We start from the raw sequence: 14,368 nt of genomic DNA on the forward strand, positions 1-14,368 counted from the left end.
CTGGGGACGCTCCGCGTCCAGTGACGCGGAGCGTCACGGGCTGCATTCCCACGCAGGAGCGTGGGAACGATCATCCGTGTTGATCTTGAGAAAGGCGCCAAAACCCCGCGTTTATGGCAAACTTCGCGACCATAAACGCCGGTTTCGCGACCCAGAGCCTTCGGCCGGTTCGCGCGACGGAATAAAGCGATGCCAGGTTTGCGTCCCCCGGATGGGAATAGACCCTTTGTGTGTTGGTACGACGGTTCCAGCACTTTCTGCCTGAACAGATTAGAGAAACGACCATGCATAACGTCGTCATCAGCGGCACCGGCCTGTACACCCCGGCCAACAGCATCTCCAATGAAGAGCTGGTGCAGTCTTTCAATACCTACGTCGCCCAGTTCAACGCCGACAACGCCGAGGCCATTGCCAGCGGCGAGGTCCAGGCCCTGACCGAATCCAGCGCCGCGTTCATCGAAAAAGCTTCAGGCATCAAGAGCCGCTTTGTCATGGACAAGGACGGCATCCTCGATCCGCAACGCATGGCCCCGCGTCTGCCGGAGCGTTCCAACGACGAATGGTCGGTGCTTTGCCAGATGGCTATCGGCGCTGCCGAACAGGCCCTGCAACGTGCCGGCAAAACTGCTGCCGACATCGACGGCGTCATCGTTGCCTGTTCCAACCTGCAGCGCGCCTACCCGGCCATCGCCATCGAAGTCCAGGAAGCTCTGGGCATTCAGGGTTTCGGTTTCGACATGAACGTGGCCTGTTCCTCGGCGACTTTCGGCATCCAGGCTGCTGCCAACAGCGTGCAGCTGGGCCAGGCCCGGGCGATCCTGATGGTCAACCCGGAAGTCTGCACCGGTCACCTGAACTTCCGTGACCGCGACAGCCACTTCATCTTTGGCGATGCCGCGACTGCAGTGATCATCGAGCGCGCTGAGACCGCGACGTCCAAACACCAGTTCGACGTGGTCAGCACCAAGCTGCTGACCAAGTTCTCCAACAACATCCGCAACAATTTCGGTTTCCTCAACCGCGCGGCGGAAGAGGGCATTGGTGCCCGCGACAAACTGTTCGTGCAGGAAGGCCGCAAGGTGTTCAAGGATGTCTGCCCGATGGTTGCCGAGCTGATCGGCGAACATCTGCAAGAGAACCAGCTTAACGTCGGCGACGTGAAGCGCTTCTGGCTGCACCAGGCCAACTTGAGCATGAACCACCTGATCGTGCGCAAGTTGCTGGGTCGCGAAGCCACTGAAGAAGAAGCCCCGGTGATTCTCGACACCTACGCCAACACCAGCTCGGCGGGTTCGGTGATTGCTTTCCACAAGTATCAGGATGATCTGGCTGCCGGTTCGCTGGCGGTGTTGAGTTCGTTCGGTGCAGGCTATTCGATCGGTAGCGTGATTCTGCGCAAGCGTTGAAAATCGGTTTAATTTCCTCCTAATCGCGCCGACCTTTCCTACATCCGAATCGGCTCAAACGCTGTAATTTTTCGGAAATGGCGGCAGGTGAAGACCTGCCGCTATCATTTTCGGAATCGGCACAAGGAGATTTTTGGATGGCGGCTGACGACACCCAACTGCTTGCGCGCCTGCTGGCGGGTGAGCAAAAGGCTTTCAAGGAACTGGTGACGACGTATCAGAGCGCTATGCGCGCCGTGGCGTATGCGATTGTCGGCCAGCGTCATGTCGAAGAAGTGGTGCAGGATGCCTGGCTATCGGTGGTGCGCCACATCGCCAGTTTCGAAGGTCGCTCCAGTCTCAAGACCTGGCTGCTGACCATCACGGCCAACTCGGCCAAAAGCCGTTATAAACAAAATCGCCGGGAAGTGTTGATGGATGATCTGCCCTCACCCCATGGCACGATCGACGATGACCGCTTTTCTCCCGGTGACGGCCATTGGCTAGTTGCCCCGTTCGCCTGGCATCAGGACACCCCGGAGGCCTTGCTGACCGAAGGTGAATTGCGTGACTGTCTGGAGCACACCCTGCTGAACCTGTCGAAACTGCAAAGCAGCGTTTTGTTGTTGCGCGAACGCCAGGGGCTGGAGCTGGAGGAGATCTGTAATCTTCTGGAGATCTCGCTCTCCAATGTCCGTGTGCTGCTGCATCGTGCGCGGCTGAAAGTCTTCGCGACCGTGGAGCATTTTGAGGAGACCGGAGAATGCTGACCTGTAAGGAACAAGTGGCGCGCTCCAGCGATTATCTCGATGGCCAATTGAGCTTTCGCGAAAAGCTGATGGTGCGTCATCATCTGATGTTCTGCCCGAACTGTCGGCGTTTCATTCGCCAGATGCGTTTGATGCAAGCGACCTTGAAGGCGATGCCGGAACCACCGCTGGAAGGCGTCGAAGAACTGGCCGAACGCCTGGCCGAGCAACGACGAAAAGATAACCCCCTGTAGGAGCTGTCGAGTGAAACGAGGCTGCGATCTTTTGATCTTGTTTTCAAGATCAAAAGATCGTCCGATCGCGGCCCGAGCCTTCGGCAGCTCCTACATGGGGTTTTTGCATCCTGCAGAAATAACCCAGTGCGGGTGAAACGAACGGATGATGGGGATCGTCCCGCCCGCACAGGGCTATAGGGTGAAGCGTTTTAGAACTTGGCTTCCGCGTCCAGCTGCAAGGTGTTGGCGTCAGCGTCACGCTGGGTACGGCTGGCGAAGTCAGCCTTGGTCAGGAAGTACGTGGCACCGATGGCGAAGTTCTTGTCGATGTCGTAACCGACCTTGAACTTGTGACCGCGCGAACCAGTGGTGCCGTTGGCGAAGTCGGAGTCGGTAAAGGCGCCGACCACAGCGTTGCGCTGCACGTCGCGGTAGTTGTAATCGAGGTTCAGGCCGAAGACTTTCGACTTGGCACCCAACAGCCACGCAGTGTCCTGATCGGTCACGGCATCGTTGTTCTTCACGTACTGACCGTAGAACGACAGTGGCATTGGCAGACCGCCGATGTCGACCTGGCTGAACCCTTCATACAGACGGAATTCGTTGTTGGCCGAGTTGCCATTGACTGCCAGGGCGCACGGTGTGGACGTGCCGGTGCAGCGGCTGTCTTCGTCGTTCTGGTAGGCGTAGACACTACCGCCCAGAGTCACTTTCAAGTTGTCGGTGATGTTGAAGCGGCTACCCAATTGGCCGGCGGTCAGACGCAGGTCGTGACGGAATTGCACGCCATCGCCGTCGACGTTGTCCTTGAGGTTGTAGTTACCCAGGCTGCCGAACAGTTCGGCGCTGCTGCCCAACGGGTATTTGTAGGTAACGGCCAGACCTTCCGGATTGATGTCGCTATCCCAGATCACGTCGCCCATGCTGACCCACGGCTGGAGCATCTTGCCGCCGATGATGTGCAGGTTCTTGATCTGGTCAGGGTGGTAGTCGATGTAGCCCAGATCCAGCCAGATCTGCTTCTTGTCGAAGTAGTTGTCCTGGTCCTGGTTGGTCGAACGGGCATCGTCGCCGCCGCCGGTGGCGATACGGATGCCGGTGTCGACTTGCGGGTTGATCTCGGTGTAGGCACCCAGACGTGCACGGATGCGCTGACGGTCCTTGTCGCGGCCGCCGTTGTTCGGTTCGCCATCGATCTTGATGGTTTCCTGGCGGATACGCACATCGCCCTTGAACTGGGTCTTGGCCGCCCAGGCCAGTTTCTGGTCGAAGACGCTTTGTTCGTTGGTTTTCTTCGCAACAGCGGCGACTTGTTCGTTGGTCTCTTGCTGCGCCTGCTGCGCGATTTGCTGAGCCTTCTGATCCTTGGCCAGTTCAGTTTGCAGTTCGATGTACTGCGCCTGGGAAATGGAACCGTTAGCCTTGAGCATGTCGAGCAGTTTGGCGTCGACTGCAGCACTGGCCGGAACACTCATGGCCAGCAACAAGCCACCGCACAGGGCCGCCGCAGTTTTCGTGGAAGCAAGACGCATAGCAATCTCCGAAGATGAGAGGGGATGGCACAACCATCCGGGGCACAACCGACGATTCGAACGTCGGAAAACAGTGTCCGGGTAGAACCCGGCGCTCTAAAAACAGGCGCCAGTATCGCGATGGTTTATGACAGAGCAGTGGCACAGTGATGGCAGGTTGATGACGATATCGATTTGGCCTGAACTATTGATCTAGAGCGCTGTCGGCCGATTGCGGGTGTGCAATGGCGCGCAATCGGCGATACTCGCCGGGCGCTGAAGTCCTGTTGTGGAGAGCTGTCGATGCCGTTGCAATGCCTGCAAAACCTGTCGCAAATCGCTCCGGCAACCTGGGATGCGCTGGTGCCTGAAAGCCAGCCATTTCTGCGCCACGCTTTTCTCAGTGCACTGGAAGACAGTGGCAGCGTTGGCCCTCATACCGGCTGGCAACCTGAGCATTTGCTGCATATTGAAGATGATCGACTGATCGCCGCACTGCCCAGTTATCGCAAGTGGCATTCCTACGGCGAGTACGTGTTCGATCACGGCTGGGCCGACGCCTGCGCCCGCGCCGGTATCGATTACTACCCCAAGCTTTTGACGGCTGTGCCATTCAGCCCGGTGAGCGGCCCGCGCTTGTTGGCGGCCAATGTCGAAGACGGTTTCGAGCTGCTCAAGAGCCTGCCCGGTTACCTGGAAATCGAAGGGCTTTCCAGCGCGCACATCAATTTCACTGACCCGTTTACCGACGCGGCGATGGCCGAACAACCGGGTTGGCTGCAACGCATTGGCTGTCAGTATCACTGGCAGAATCGCGGGTATCGCGACTTTCAGGATTTCCTCGACGTACTCAGTTCGCGCAAGCGCAAACAGATGCGCAAGGAGCGCGAGCAAGTGGCGGGGCAGGGTTTTGAATTTGAATGGCGGGAGGGGCGCGAGCTGGAGGAGGCGCAGTGGGATTTTGTCTATGCCTGTTACGCCAACACCTATGCGGTGCGGCGCCAGACGCCGTATCTGACGCGGGAGTTTTTCAGTCTGCTAGCCGAGCGTATGCCCGAGGCGATCCGCGTGGTACTGGCCAAACAAGGCTCACGGCCGGTGGCGATGGCCTTCAGTCTGGTGGGGGGCGACAGTTTCTACGGACGCTATTGGGGCTGTCTGGCGGAGTTTGATCGGCTGCACTTTGAGACGTGTTTTTACCAGGGCATGGATTATGCGATCGCGCAGGGTTATCAGCGTTTCGATGCTGGCGCTCAGGGCGAGCACAAGTTGATTCGCGGGTTTGAACCGGTGATCACCCATTCGTGGCATTACCTGCGGCACCCAGGTCTGAACGCGGCGGTGAAGGATTTCCTGCATCAGGAACGCGCCGGCATCCTCGCGTATGCCGAAGAAGCGAAAACAGCCTTGCCCTACCGCCAGACATAGATCCCCTGTAGGAGCCTTCGGCAGCTCCTACAAGGGGATCTCAGGCACACCTCAGGTTTCCTCTTTGCCCAACCAGCGATAGATCCCGCCACCGACCACCGCGCCAATCAACGGCGCGACCCAGAACATCCACAACTGCGCAATCGCCCAGCCGCCGACCATCAATGCCGGCCCGGTGCTACGAGCCGGGTTCACCGAGGTGTTGGTGACGGGAATCGAGATCAGGTGAATCAGCGTCAGGCCCAGGCCGATGGCGATCGGTGCCAGCCCCGGTGGTGCGCGTCTATCGGTCGCGCCCAGAATGATGATCACGAACATCGCCGTCATCACCAGCTCGGTCACAAACCCCGCCGCCATGGAATACTTCCCCGGCGAATGCTCGCCATAACCATTGGATGCGAGGCCGGCGGCGATATCGAAACCCTCCTTGCCGCTGGCAATGTGCGCAATCAGCGCCGCCGCGAGAATCGCGCCGAGCACCTGCGCGATGATGTAGGTGGGCAACTCTTTGGCCGGAAACCGACCGCCGACGAACAGACCGACCGACACGGCCGGGTTTAGGTGACATCCGCTGATGTGACCGATGGCGAATGCCATGGTCAGCACCGTCAGACCAAACGCCAGGGCCACCCCCAGCACCCCGATTCCCAACGGTGAAGACGCGGCGATCACCGCGCTGCCGCAACCACCCAATACTAACCAGAACGTACCCAACAACTCAGTGACTGAACGTTTGAACAGAGACATGAGAGGCGTCCTTGATAGCCCTGCTATCGAGACTGCATCGAGTTGTGCATCCCTGCAGATTTACGACAGGTTTCGTGCCGAAACCTTGGCTGAGTACAGCAGGCTTTCTGCGGATTTCCAGCGGCCACAAAAAACCGCCAGCGCCCGTGGTTGGCGGGCTGTGGCGGTGATCGTTCCCACGCTCTGCGTGGGAACGCCTCAAGGGACGCTCTGCGTCCAGTGACGCGGAGCGTCACGGGCTGCATTCCCACGCAGAGCGTGGGAACAATCATGGGAAGGTCAATCGATGCCGACAAACCCTCCGGTCTGGTGCGCCCAAAGTCGTGCATACAAACCGCGATGGGCCAACAGCTCGGCATGGGTGCCGCTCTCGGCAATCTTGCCGTTCTCCAGCACCACCAGGCGATCCATACGGGCAATGGTCGAGAGTCGGTGCGCAATCGCGATCACGGTTTTGCCCTGCATCAACGTTTCCAGGCTTTCCTGAATCGCCGCCTCGACTTCCGAATCCAGCGCCGAGGTCGCTTCGTCCATGATCAAAATCGGCGCGTCCTTGAGCAGCACCCGCGCAATCGCAATGCGTTGACGCTGACCACCGGACAATTTCACCCCACGCTCACCGACATGCGCATCGAAACCCGTGCGACCTTCAGCGTCCGACAACAGCGGAATGAACTCATCGGCGCGCGCCTTGTGCACCGCGTCCCACAGTTCTGCGTCGGTCGCATCCGGTTTGCCGTACAGCAAGTTGTCGCGGATCGAACGGTGCAGCAGCGAGGTGTCCTGGGTGATCATGCCGATCCGTGCACGCAGGCTTTCCTGACCGACTTCGGCGATGTTCTGGCCATCAATCAAAATCCGCCCACCCTCGACGTCGTACAGGCGCAGCAATAGATTGACCAGCGTCGATTTGCCGGCGCCGGACGGCCCGATCAAACCGATTTTCTCACCCGGTTTGATGTTCAGATTGAGATCGCCGATGATCCCGCGCTTCTTGCCGTAGTGAAAATCCACGTGCTCGAAACGCACTTCGCCACGGGCCACTTCCAGCGGTTTGGCCTGCTCGTGATCGGTGACGCTGACCGGTTGCGAGATGGTCTGTAAGCCGTCCTGGACCATGCCGATGTTTTCGAAAATGCCGGTGACCACCCACATGATCCAGCCGGACATGTTGACGATGCGAATCACCAGACCGGTTGCCAGGGCAATCGCCCCGACAGTGATCAGCGATTGCGTCCACAGCCACAAGGCCAGGCCTGTGGTGCCGACGATCAACAGGCCGTTCATGGTGGTAATGGCGATGTCCATGCTGGTCACAACGCGGCCCGCCAGTTGGGCTTTTTCGGTTTGTTCTTCGATTGCTTCGCGGGCGTATTGCTGCTCGTAATTGGTATGGGCGAACAGCTTCAGGGTGGCGATATTGGTGTAACCATCGACGATCCGCCCCATCAGTTTGGAGCGTGCATCGGAGGACACCACCGAGCGTTCCTTGACCCGCGGCACGAAGTAACAGAGCGCGCCAATGTAAGCGGCGATCCACGTCAGCAACGGAATCATCAGGCGCCAGTCCGCCTCGGCGAACAGCACCAGCGAGCTGATCGCGTAGATCAGCACATGCCACAACGCATCCACTGCTTGCACCGCAGAGTCACGTAGCGAGTTGCCCGTCTGCATGATGCGTTGGGCGATACGACCAGCGAAGTCATTCTGGAAAAAGTTAAGGCTCTGCTTGAGCACGTAGCTGTGGTTCTGCCAGCGGATCATGCTGGTCATGCTCGGGCTCAGGGTCTGGTGCACCAGAAGGTCGTGCAAGCCGACAAAGACCGGGCGCAAGATCAGCGCGACCACGGCCATCCAGGCCAATTCCAGGCCATGCTCCTGAAAGAAATTCGGATTCGGTGCACCTTGGGCGAGGTCAATGATGCGACTGAGGTAGCTGAACAACGCCACTTCGATCAAGGCGCCGAACAGTCCGACGGTGAGCAGGGCGGCAAAACTCGGCCAGACCTGCTTCAGGTAATAGGTGTAGAAGGGCAGCACGCGATCCGGCGGGGATGCCGTGGGGGCGTCGCGGAACACGTCGATCAGTTGTTCGAAACGGCGATAGAGCATCAGATAACCGCCCGGAGCACGGGCTCTCCTTTTATCGGTGTGAGCGGCGCGGGATCAGGCCAGCGCCGCTCGATACGCCCTGTACAGCTTAGTCGATGACTTTGGCCGACTTGATGAATACAGGGTCGGCAGGTACGTCTTTCATGCCGCTTTTGGTGGTGGTCGGCGAGTTGACGATGATGTCGACAACGTCCATGCCTTTGACCACTTTGCCGAATACTGCGTAGCCGTCGCCCTGGTCGAGGAAGTCGTTGTCCTTGACGTTGATGAAGAACTGGCTGGTCGCCGAATCAGGTACGGAAGTGCGAGCCATGGACAAGGTGCCACGAACGTTAGCCAGACCGTTTTTGTGTTCGTTCTTGATTGGAGCCTTGGTTTCTTTCTGCTGCATCTGTTGAGTGAAACCGCCGCCCTGGACCATAAAGCCCGGGATCACACGGTGGAAAATCGTGTTGTTGTAGAAGCCGCTGTTCACGTAATCGAGAAAGTTCTTGGTGCTGATCGGTGCCTTGACCGGATCCAGCTCGATTTCGATCTGGCCGTTGGTGGTGTCCAGCAGCACGTGCGGTGCTTTGGCCGGCGTGGCAGCCATCAGGTTGGCGGCAAACAGCACAGTACCAGCGGCGAGGGCGAGTTTTTTCAACATGGGTCAGTGATCCTGAGATTGAATATCGGCTGCGGCGAGGAACTCCAGCAGCGTTTGATTGAAACGTTCGGGTTGATCGAGCGGGGTGGCGTGGCGCGAATCGGCGATCACCACCAGCCGCGCATTCGGCAGCAGTTTTACATAGGTTTCTTTCAGTGCCACCGGTGTGTAGTCACGGTCGGCGCTGATGACGAGCGTTGGACAGGACACTCGGGAAAGTCGTTCCTGAACACCCCAGCCAACAATCGCATCGAAGCTGGCGAGATAAGCACGTTTGTCGTTTTTTGCCCAGCGTTCGGCCATTTTCTGTCGCAGATCCGCCTGTTCCGGTTTCGGAAAAAGTTTACCGCCGAGGGCTTTGCCGATGGTCGCGAGGCTGAGTACGCGCATCAGGCTCCAGCGTTTGAACCACTGCCAGTAGTCGTCGCGGCTGCGGATTTTGACTTCGGGTGCGCTGTTGACGATGGTCAGGCTCTTGAGCTGGTCAGGATGATCGACGCCGAACTGGAAGCCGATCATGCCGCCCATCGACAGCCCGACGTAGTGCACCGGGCCGAGGTTCAAGTGCTCGATCAGCGCCAGCATATCGGCACTGAAACCGGCGATGCTGTAGCGCTCGCGCGGTTTGTCCGAACGCCCGTGGCCGCGGATGTCCGGGACGATCACGCGGTAGTGCGCGGCCAGGGCCGGGATCTGCATTTCCCAGTCCAGTGTGCTCGAACCGAGCCCGTGAACCAGTAGCAACGGCGCGCCGTGGCCATATTCCTCGTAGTGCAGGTTGCAACCTTCATGTTCGAACCAGGCCATCGGTGAACTCCGTGTCAGGCTTGTTCAGGGGCGGCGAACGGTGCGTCCAGCGGCAAAGTGTCGAAGGTACGCAGCAGTTCGATGAGGATTTGCGTGGCCGGGCCCAGGGGTTTGTCCTTGTTCGAATACAGATAGAAGCTGGAGTTGCGGTTGCCGCCCCTGTCCAACGGTAGCAGCTTGAGCGAGCCATCCTTCAGCTCTCGTTCAATCATGTGGCGAGGCAGCCAGGCAAAACCGAGTCCGCTGCTGACGAACGTCGCCGCCGTGGCGAGGCTGCCAACGGTCCAGCGCTGTTCGGCGCCGAGCCAGCCAACGTCCCGTGGTTGCTGGCGGCCGGAGTCGCGGATCACCACCTGCATCTGGGTTTCCAGATCCTGAAAGCTCAGCTCACGGTTGAGCCGGTGCAGCGGGTGATCGGGGTGGGCGACGGCGACAAACTCGACGTCACTCAATTCCGCGCCGAGGTAACCGGGAATGCTCAGGCCGGTGATGGCCAGATCGGCCACGCCTTCGAGCAGCACTTCTTCGACACCCGACAATACTTCTTCACGCAGACGTACGCGGCAGCCGCGACTCTGCGGCATGAACGCGGTCAGCGCGCGAACGATGCGTGCGCTCGGGTAGGCCGCATCGACTACCAGCCGCACCTCGGCTTCCCAACCTTGCTCCATGTGATGGGCGAGGTCTTCCAGTTGACTGGCCTGTTTCACCAGTTGCCGCGAGCGGCGCAGCAACACGCCGCCGGCTTCGGTGAGCACGGCTTTGCGCCCGTCGATGCGCAGCAACGGCACGCCGAGTTGGTCCTGCATGCGGGCGACGGTGTAACTCACCGACGATTGCGAACGGTGCAAGGCCTCGGCGGCCTGGGCAAATCCGCCGTGGTCGACCACGGCCTGCAATGTTCGCCATTGATCCAGGGTCACGCGGGGCGCTTTCATCAATAGCTCCTCTTGTCCTAAGCTGGCCGTCCCTCATGGAGACTGCCGAATGAAAAAATTCTGTTGTGTGCTGCTGGCGCTGCTGCCGCTGACTGCTTTTGCTTACCCGATCGATGTGCAGAAGGATCTCAACGGCATGAAGATCGATTACGAGACCTTCGATACCGATAACGACATCGGCTCGATTCGGGTGGCGAACTACGGTGATGTCGACGCGGCGTGCAAAGCGGTGTTCAGCAATGGCCCGGAAGCACCACGCACCCGCACGATCGAGGTACCGGCCGGCAAACATAAAAACGCCACGGCCAAGTTCACCCGCGAGATCATCAAGCTGCGCATCAAACTGACCTGCACCCCGAAATAACGGTCGATCCCTTGTAGGAGTGAGCCTGCTCGCGATAGCGGTGTGTCAGATACATGTGTGTTAACTGACACACCGCTATCGCGAGCAGGCTCACTCCTACAAGGTGTGTGTCAGCATCTAAACGAATTATTCGATGCTTTGCAGCAATTATTTGCGCTTTTTCATCGATTCGACTCTGTTTAACCTTCATTCCATCGACCTACAACATTCTCGGATGGAGGCTACACACCATGTCCCGCGTTCTGATCATCGAAAGCAGCGCCCGCCAGCAAGACTCGGTTTCCCGTCAACTGACCCAGACTTTCATCAGTCAGTGGAAAGCAGCGCATCCCAACGATCAGATCACTGTGCGTGACCTCGCCGTGAACCCGGTGCCACACCTGGACAGCAACCTGCTAGGTGGCTGGATGAAGCCTGCCGAGCAGCGCAACGCCAACGAGCAAGCGTCGCTGGATCGTTCCAACGAATTGACTGATGAGTTGCTCGCCGCCGACGTACTGGTGATGGCCGCGCCGATGTACAACTTCGCCATCCCGAGCACCCTTAAGGCCTGGCTCGACCACGTGCTGCGTGCCGGCGTGACCTTCAAGTACACCGAAACCGGCCCGCAAGGCCTGCTCAGCGGCAAGCGTGCTTACGTGCTCACCGCTCGCGGCGGCATCTACGCCGGCGGTCCGGCCGACCATCAGGAACCGTACCTGCGCCAGGTCATGGGTTTCATCGGCATCAACGACGTGACCTTCATTCATGCAGAGGGCATGAACCTCGGTGGCGACTTCCAGGAAAAGGGCCTGAATCAGGCCAACGCCAAACTGTCTCAGGTTGCTTGATAGGTTAATCGCCAGATAATCCCCGATTGTTTAAGTGACCTGGCGCAACCCCTTCAAGGCTCTACGCGCATCGAACCTCCCTTTGCACTTGTTGCTCCTGAGTGCTGTAGCCCGATTGAACGCATTAGCGAGATCGGGCTTTTTTTTGCCTGTATTTTTTTCGACGCAAAACTCCTGGTGGGAGCGAGCCTGCTCGCTCCCACAGGGGAATGTTGTGTTTCGGGCTATTCGCAGTGAGACCAGAAAACCGCTATCGTCGCCGCCATTCAAATTAGGGGCGAGCATGGGCTATCTACTTTTTGTCACGCTGATCCAGGCGTTTTCCTTCAGTCTGATCGGCGAATATCTGGCCGGTCATGTCGACAGTTACTTCGCGGTGCTGGTGCGCGTAGTGCTGGCGGGGCTGGTGTTCATTCCGTTGACCCGCTGGCGTTCGGTGGAACCTTCGTTCATGCGCGGCATGCTGATGATCGGCGCCTTGCAGTTTGGCGTAACTTACGTCTGCCTCTATCTGAGCTTCCGCGTGCTGACGGTGCCGGAGGTGTTGCTGTTCACCATCCTCACGCCGCTGCACGTGACGTTGATCGAGGATGCGCTGAACCGACGCTTCAACCCGTGGGCGCTGATCGCCGCGTTAGTGGCGGTGGGCGGGGCGGCGGTGATTCGTTTCGACAGCGTCAGTCCGGACTTCTTCATGGGCTTCCTGCTGCTGCAACTGGCCAACTTCACCTACGCGGCGGGGCAGGTGATGTACAAGCATCTGGTGGCGAAACACCCGAGCGATCTACCGCACTATCGGCGTTTCGGCTTCTTCTATCTCGGCGCGCTGGCGGTGGTGCTGCCGGCATTCCTGATGTTCGGCAAAGCCAACTTCCTCCCGGAAGCGCCGCTGCAATGGGGCGTGTTGCTGTTCCTCGGCCTGGTCTCGACCGCGCTGGGCATGTACTGGTGGAACAAGGGTGCGTGCATGGTCAACGGCGGCACGCTGGCGGTTATGAACAATCTGCATGTGCCGGTGGGGTTGCTGCTGAATCTGCTGATCTGGAATCAGCATGAGGAACTTGGAAGATTGTTCCTCGGTGGCAGCGTCATCCTTGCCGCCGTATGGATCAGCCGACTGGGCATCCGCCGCACTGCATGAACCCATGTAGGAGCTGCCGCAGGCTGCGATCTTTTGATCTTTAAGGTCAAAAGATCGCAGCCTGCGGCAGCTCCTACACGGGAATCGTGTGTTACATCAGGTGTTTTTGCGGCTCGGGAATGCTGGCCGCGCCGAGCACCGCCGGCAGCAGGCCAGAGCGCAAATCCCCGCCACTCGGTTGCTGATACAGGCTCAACCCGAACTCCGGCAGCACCGCCAACAGATAATCAAAAATATCCCCCTGAATCCGCTCGTAATCGGCCCACACCGTGGTGCGGGTGAAGCAGTAAATCTCCAGCGGAATACCCTGCGCCGTGGTCTGCATCTGCCGCACCATGCAGGTCATGTTCGGCTGAATCTCCGGATGACTCTTCAGGTACGCCAGTGCATATGCGCGGAACGTGCCGATATTGGTCATGCGCCGACGGTTAGCCGACATCGCCGCGACATTGCCCTGCGCTTCGTTCCACGCCTTGAGTTCAGCTTTTTTGCGGCTCATGTAATCGGTGAGCAGGTGCACCTGGGAGAGCTTTTCTTCTTCGTCGTCACGGATGAAACGCACGCCGCTGGCATCGATGAACAGGCTGCGCTTGATCCGCCGCCCGCCCGATTGCTGCATGCCGCGCCAGTTCTTGAATGACTCCGACATCAGCCGCCAGGTCGGAATCGAGACGATGGTTTTATCAAAATTCTGCACCTTGACCGTGTGCAGGGTGATGTCGACCACATCGCCATCGGCGCCGACTTGCGGCATCTCGATCCAGTCGCCGACCCGCAACATGTCGTTGCTGGTCAACTGCACACTGGCGACAAACGACAGCAGGGTGTCCTTGTAGACCAACAGAATCACCGCCGACATTGCGCCCAGACCGGACAGCAGCAACAGCGGCGAACGGTCGATCAGTGTGGCGACGATGATGATCGCGCCGAACACGTACAAAACCATTTTTGCCAGCTGCACGTAGCCTTTGATCGAGCGCGTACGCGCATGTTCGGTGCGTGCATAGATGTCGAGCAGGGCATTGAGTAGAGCGCTGACCGAGAGCAGCAGGAACAGAATGGTGAACGACAACGCCACGTTCCCAAGAAAGGTCATCGCGGTTTTGCTCAGTTCCGGCACCAGATGCAGGCCGAACTGGATGACCAGCGACGGCGTCATTTGCGCCAGGCGCTGAAACACCTTGTTGTGGCGAAAATCATTGATCCAGTGCAGCGCCGGCTGGCGGCCGAGCATGCGGCTGGCGTGCAGGATCAGGTAACGCGCCACTCGTCCGAGTACTAGCGCGATGACCAACAGCAGCATCAGCGCTAGGCCGGCCTGCAAAAGTGGATGCTGTTCGAGGGTGCCCCAGAGGTCCTGGGCGTTGAGCCAGAGCTGTTTGAAATCCATATGAGCAACGATTCTTCTGTAAGACGCGATGGGCGATTAGAGCATTTAAGACGCCGTGTATTACCGTTCAAGACAAATCGAGCA

General features: G+C 58.8%; 14 protein-coding genes. 7 read left to right on the forward strand and 7 right to left on the reverse strand.

Annotated elements, in window-relative coordinates; all coding sequences use genetic code 11:
• The first annotated feature begins 284 nt into the window (after positions 1-284).
• The 3 genes from CKW26_RS15695 (at position 285) to CKW26_RS15705 (ending at position 2,388) form a co-directional block, all read left to right on the forward strand.
• Positions 285-1,406, forward strand: a complete 1,122-nt coding sequence (locus CKW26_RS15695) for a beta-ketoacyl-ACP synthase III (protein WP_095049275.1) — start codon at positions 285-287, stop codon at positions 1,404-1,406.
• Between the two features lie 137 nt (positions 1,407-1,543).
• Entirely contained in the window at positions 1,544-2,155 is a 612-nt protein-coding gene (locus CKW26_RS15700) for an RNA polymerase sigma factor (RefSeq protein WP_095049276.1), read from the forward strand.
• Entirely contained in the window at positions 2,149-2,388 is a 240-nt protein-coding gene (locus CKW26_RS15705) for an anti-sigma factor (RefSeq protein WP_095049277.1), read from the forward strand. Before CKW26_RS15700 ends, CKW26_RS15705 begins: the two co-directional genes overlap by 7 nt.
• Before the next feature lie 191 nt (positions 2,389-2,579).
• Here the strand turns inward: CKW26_RS15705 and CKW26_RS15710 are convergent, their stop codons facing one another.
• Positions 2,580-3,902, reverse strand: coding sequence for a putative porin (locus tag CKW26_RS15710; RefSeq protein WP_007914428.1), 1,323 nt, complete (start codon positions 3,900-3,902; stop codon positions 2,580-2,582).
• A gap of 282 nt (positions 3,903-4,184) precedes the next feature.
• On the opposite strand from CKW26_RS15710, the gene CKW26_RS15715 reads away from it, so the two are divergent.
• Positions 4,185-5,309, forward strand: coding sequence for a GNAT family N-acetyltransferase (locus CKW26_RS15715; protein WP_095049278.1), 1,125 nt, complete (start codon positions 4,185-4,187; stop codon positions 5,307-5,309).
• Between the two features lie 51 nt (positions 5,310-5,360).
• Here CKW26_RS15715 and aqpZ read toward each other — a convergent pair whose 3' ends face one another.
• The 5 genes from aqpZ to CKW26_RS15740 all read right to left on the reverse strand — a co-directional run bounded on the left by aqpZ (position 5,361) and on the right by CKW26_RS15740 (position 10,559).
• A complete protein-coding gene (gene aqpZ / locus CKW26_RS15720; RefSeq protein ID WP_095049279.1) occupies positions 5,361-6,056 on the reverse strand; it encodes an aquaporin Z in 696 nt (231 codons plus the stop codon).
• A gap of 279 nt (positions 6,057-6,335) precedes the next feature.
• Positions 6,336-8,168: an ABC transporter ATP-binding protein gene (locus CKW26_RS15725; RefSeq protein ID WP_093438109.1), complete on the reverse strand. Its 1,833-nt coding sequence runs from the start codon at positions 8,166-8,168 to the stop codon at positions 6,336-6,338.
• Between the two features lie 88 nt (positions 8,169-8,256).
• The gene (locus CKW26_RS15730; protein WP_095049280.1) at positions 8,257-8,814 is read right to left on the reverse strand and encodes a peptidylprolyl isomerase; all 558 of its coding nucleotides are present in this window, start codon (positions 8,812-8,814) and stop codon (positions 8,257-8,259) included.
• Between the two features lie 3 nt (positions 8,815-8,817).
• Complete coding sequence (locus CKW26_RS15735; RefSeq protein WP_095049281.1) at positions 8,818-9,621, reverse strand: alpha/beta fold hydrolase; 804 nt, start codon at positions 9,619-9,621, stop codon at positions 8,818-8,820.
• 14 nt (positions 9,622-9,635) lie between these two features.
• A complete protein-coding gene (locus CKW26_RS15740; RefSeq protein WP_007914443.1) occupies positions 9,636-10,559 on the reverse strand; it encodes a LysR family transcriptional regulator in 924 nt (307 codons plus the stop codon).
• Positions 10,560-10,608: 49 nt separating this feature from the next.
• On the opposite strand from CKW26_RS15740, the gene CKW26_RS15745 reads away from it, so the two are divergent.
• From CKW26_RS15745 to CKW26_RS15760, 3 genes are all read left to right on the forward strand, one after another.
• A complete protein-coding gene (locus tag CKW26_RS15745) occupies positions 10,609-10,923 on the forward strand; it encodes a 3-phosphoglycerate kinase (protein WP_095049282.1) in 315 nt (104 codons plus the stop codon).
• A gap of 230 nt (positions 10,924-11,153) precedes the next feature.
• Positions 11,154-11,753 carry an FMN-dependent NADH-azoreductase gene (locus tag CKW26_RS15750; RefSeq protein ID WP_095049283.1) on the forward strand — a complete coding sequence of 200 codons (600 nt, stop codon included), beginning with the start codon at positions 11,154-11,156 and terminating at the stop codon, positions 11,751-11,753.
• A gap of 283 nt (positions 11,754-12,036) precedes the next feature.
• A complete protein-coding gene (locus CKW26_RS15760; protein WP_095049285.1) occupies positions 12,037-12,894 on the forward strand; it encodes a carboxylate/amino acid/amine transporter in 858 nt (285 codons plus the stop codon).
• Positions 12,895-12,985: 91 nt separating this feature from the next.
• On the opposite strand, the gene CKW26_RS15765 is transcribed toward CKW26_RS15760, so the two are convergent.
• Positions 12,986-14,284, reverse strand: coding sequence for a mechanosensitive ion channel family protein (locus CKW26_RS15765; RefSeq protein WP_095049286.1), 1,299 nt, complete (start codon positions 14,282-14,284; stop codon positions 12,986-12,988).
• Between the last annotated feature and the right edge of the window lie 84 nt (positions 14,285-14,368).

Origin of the sequence: Pseudomonas sp. Irchel s3h9 (assembly GCF_900187475.1) — a bacterium.
In the GTDB taxonomy this organism is placed as follows: Bacteria; Pseudomonadota; Gammaproteobacteria; order Pseudomonadales; family Pseudomonadaceae; genus Aquipseudomonas; species Aquipseudomonas neuropathica.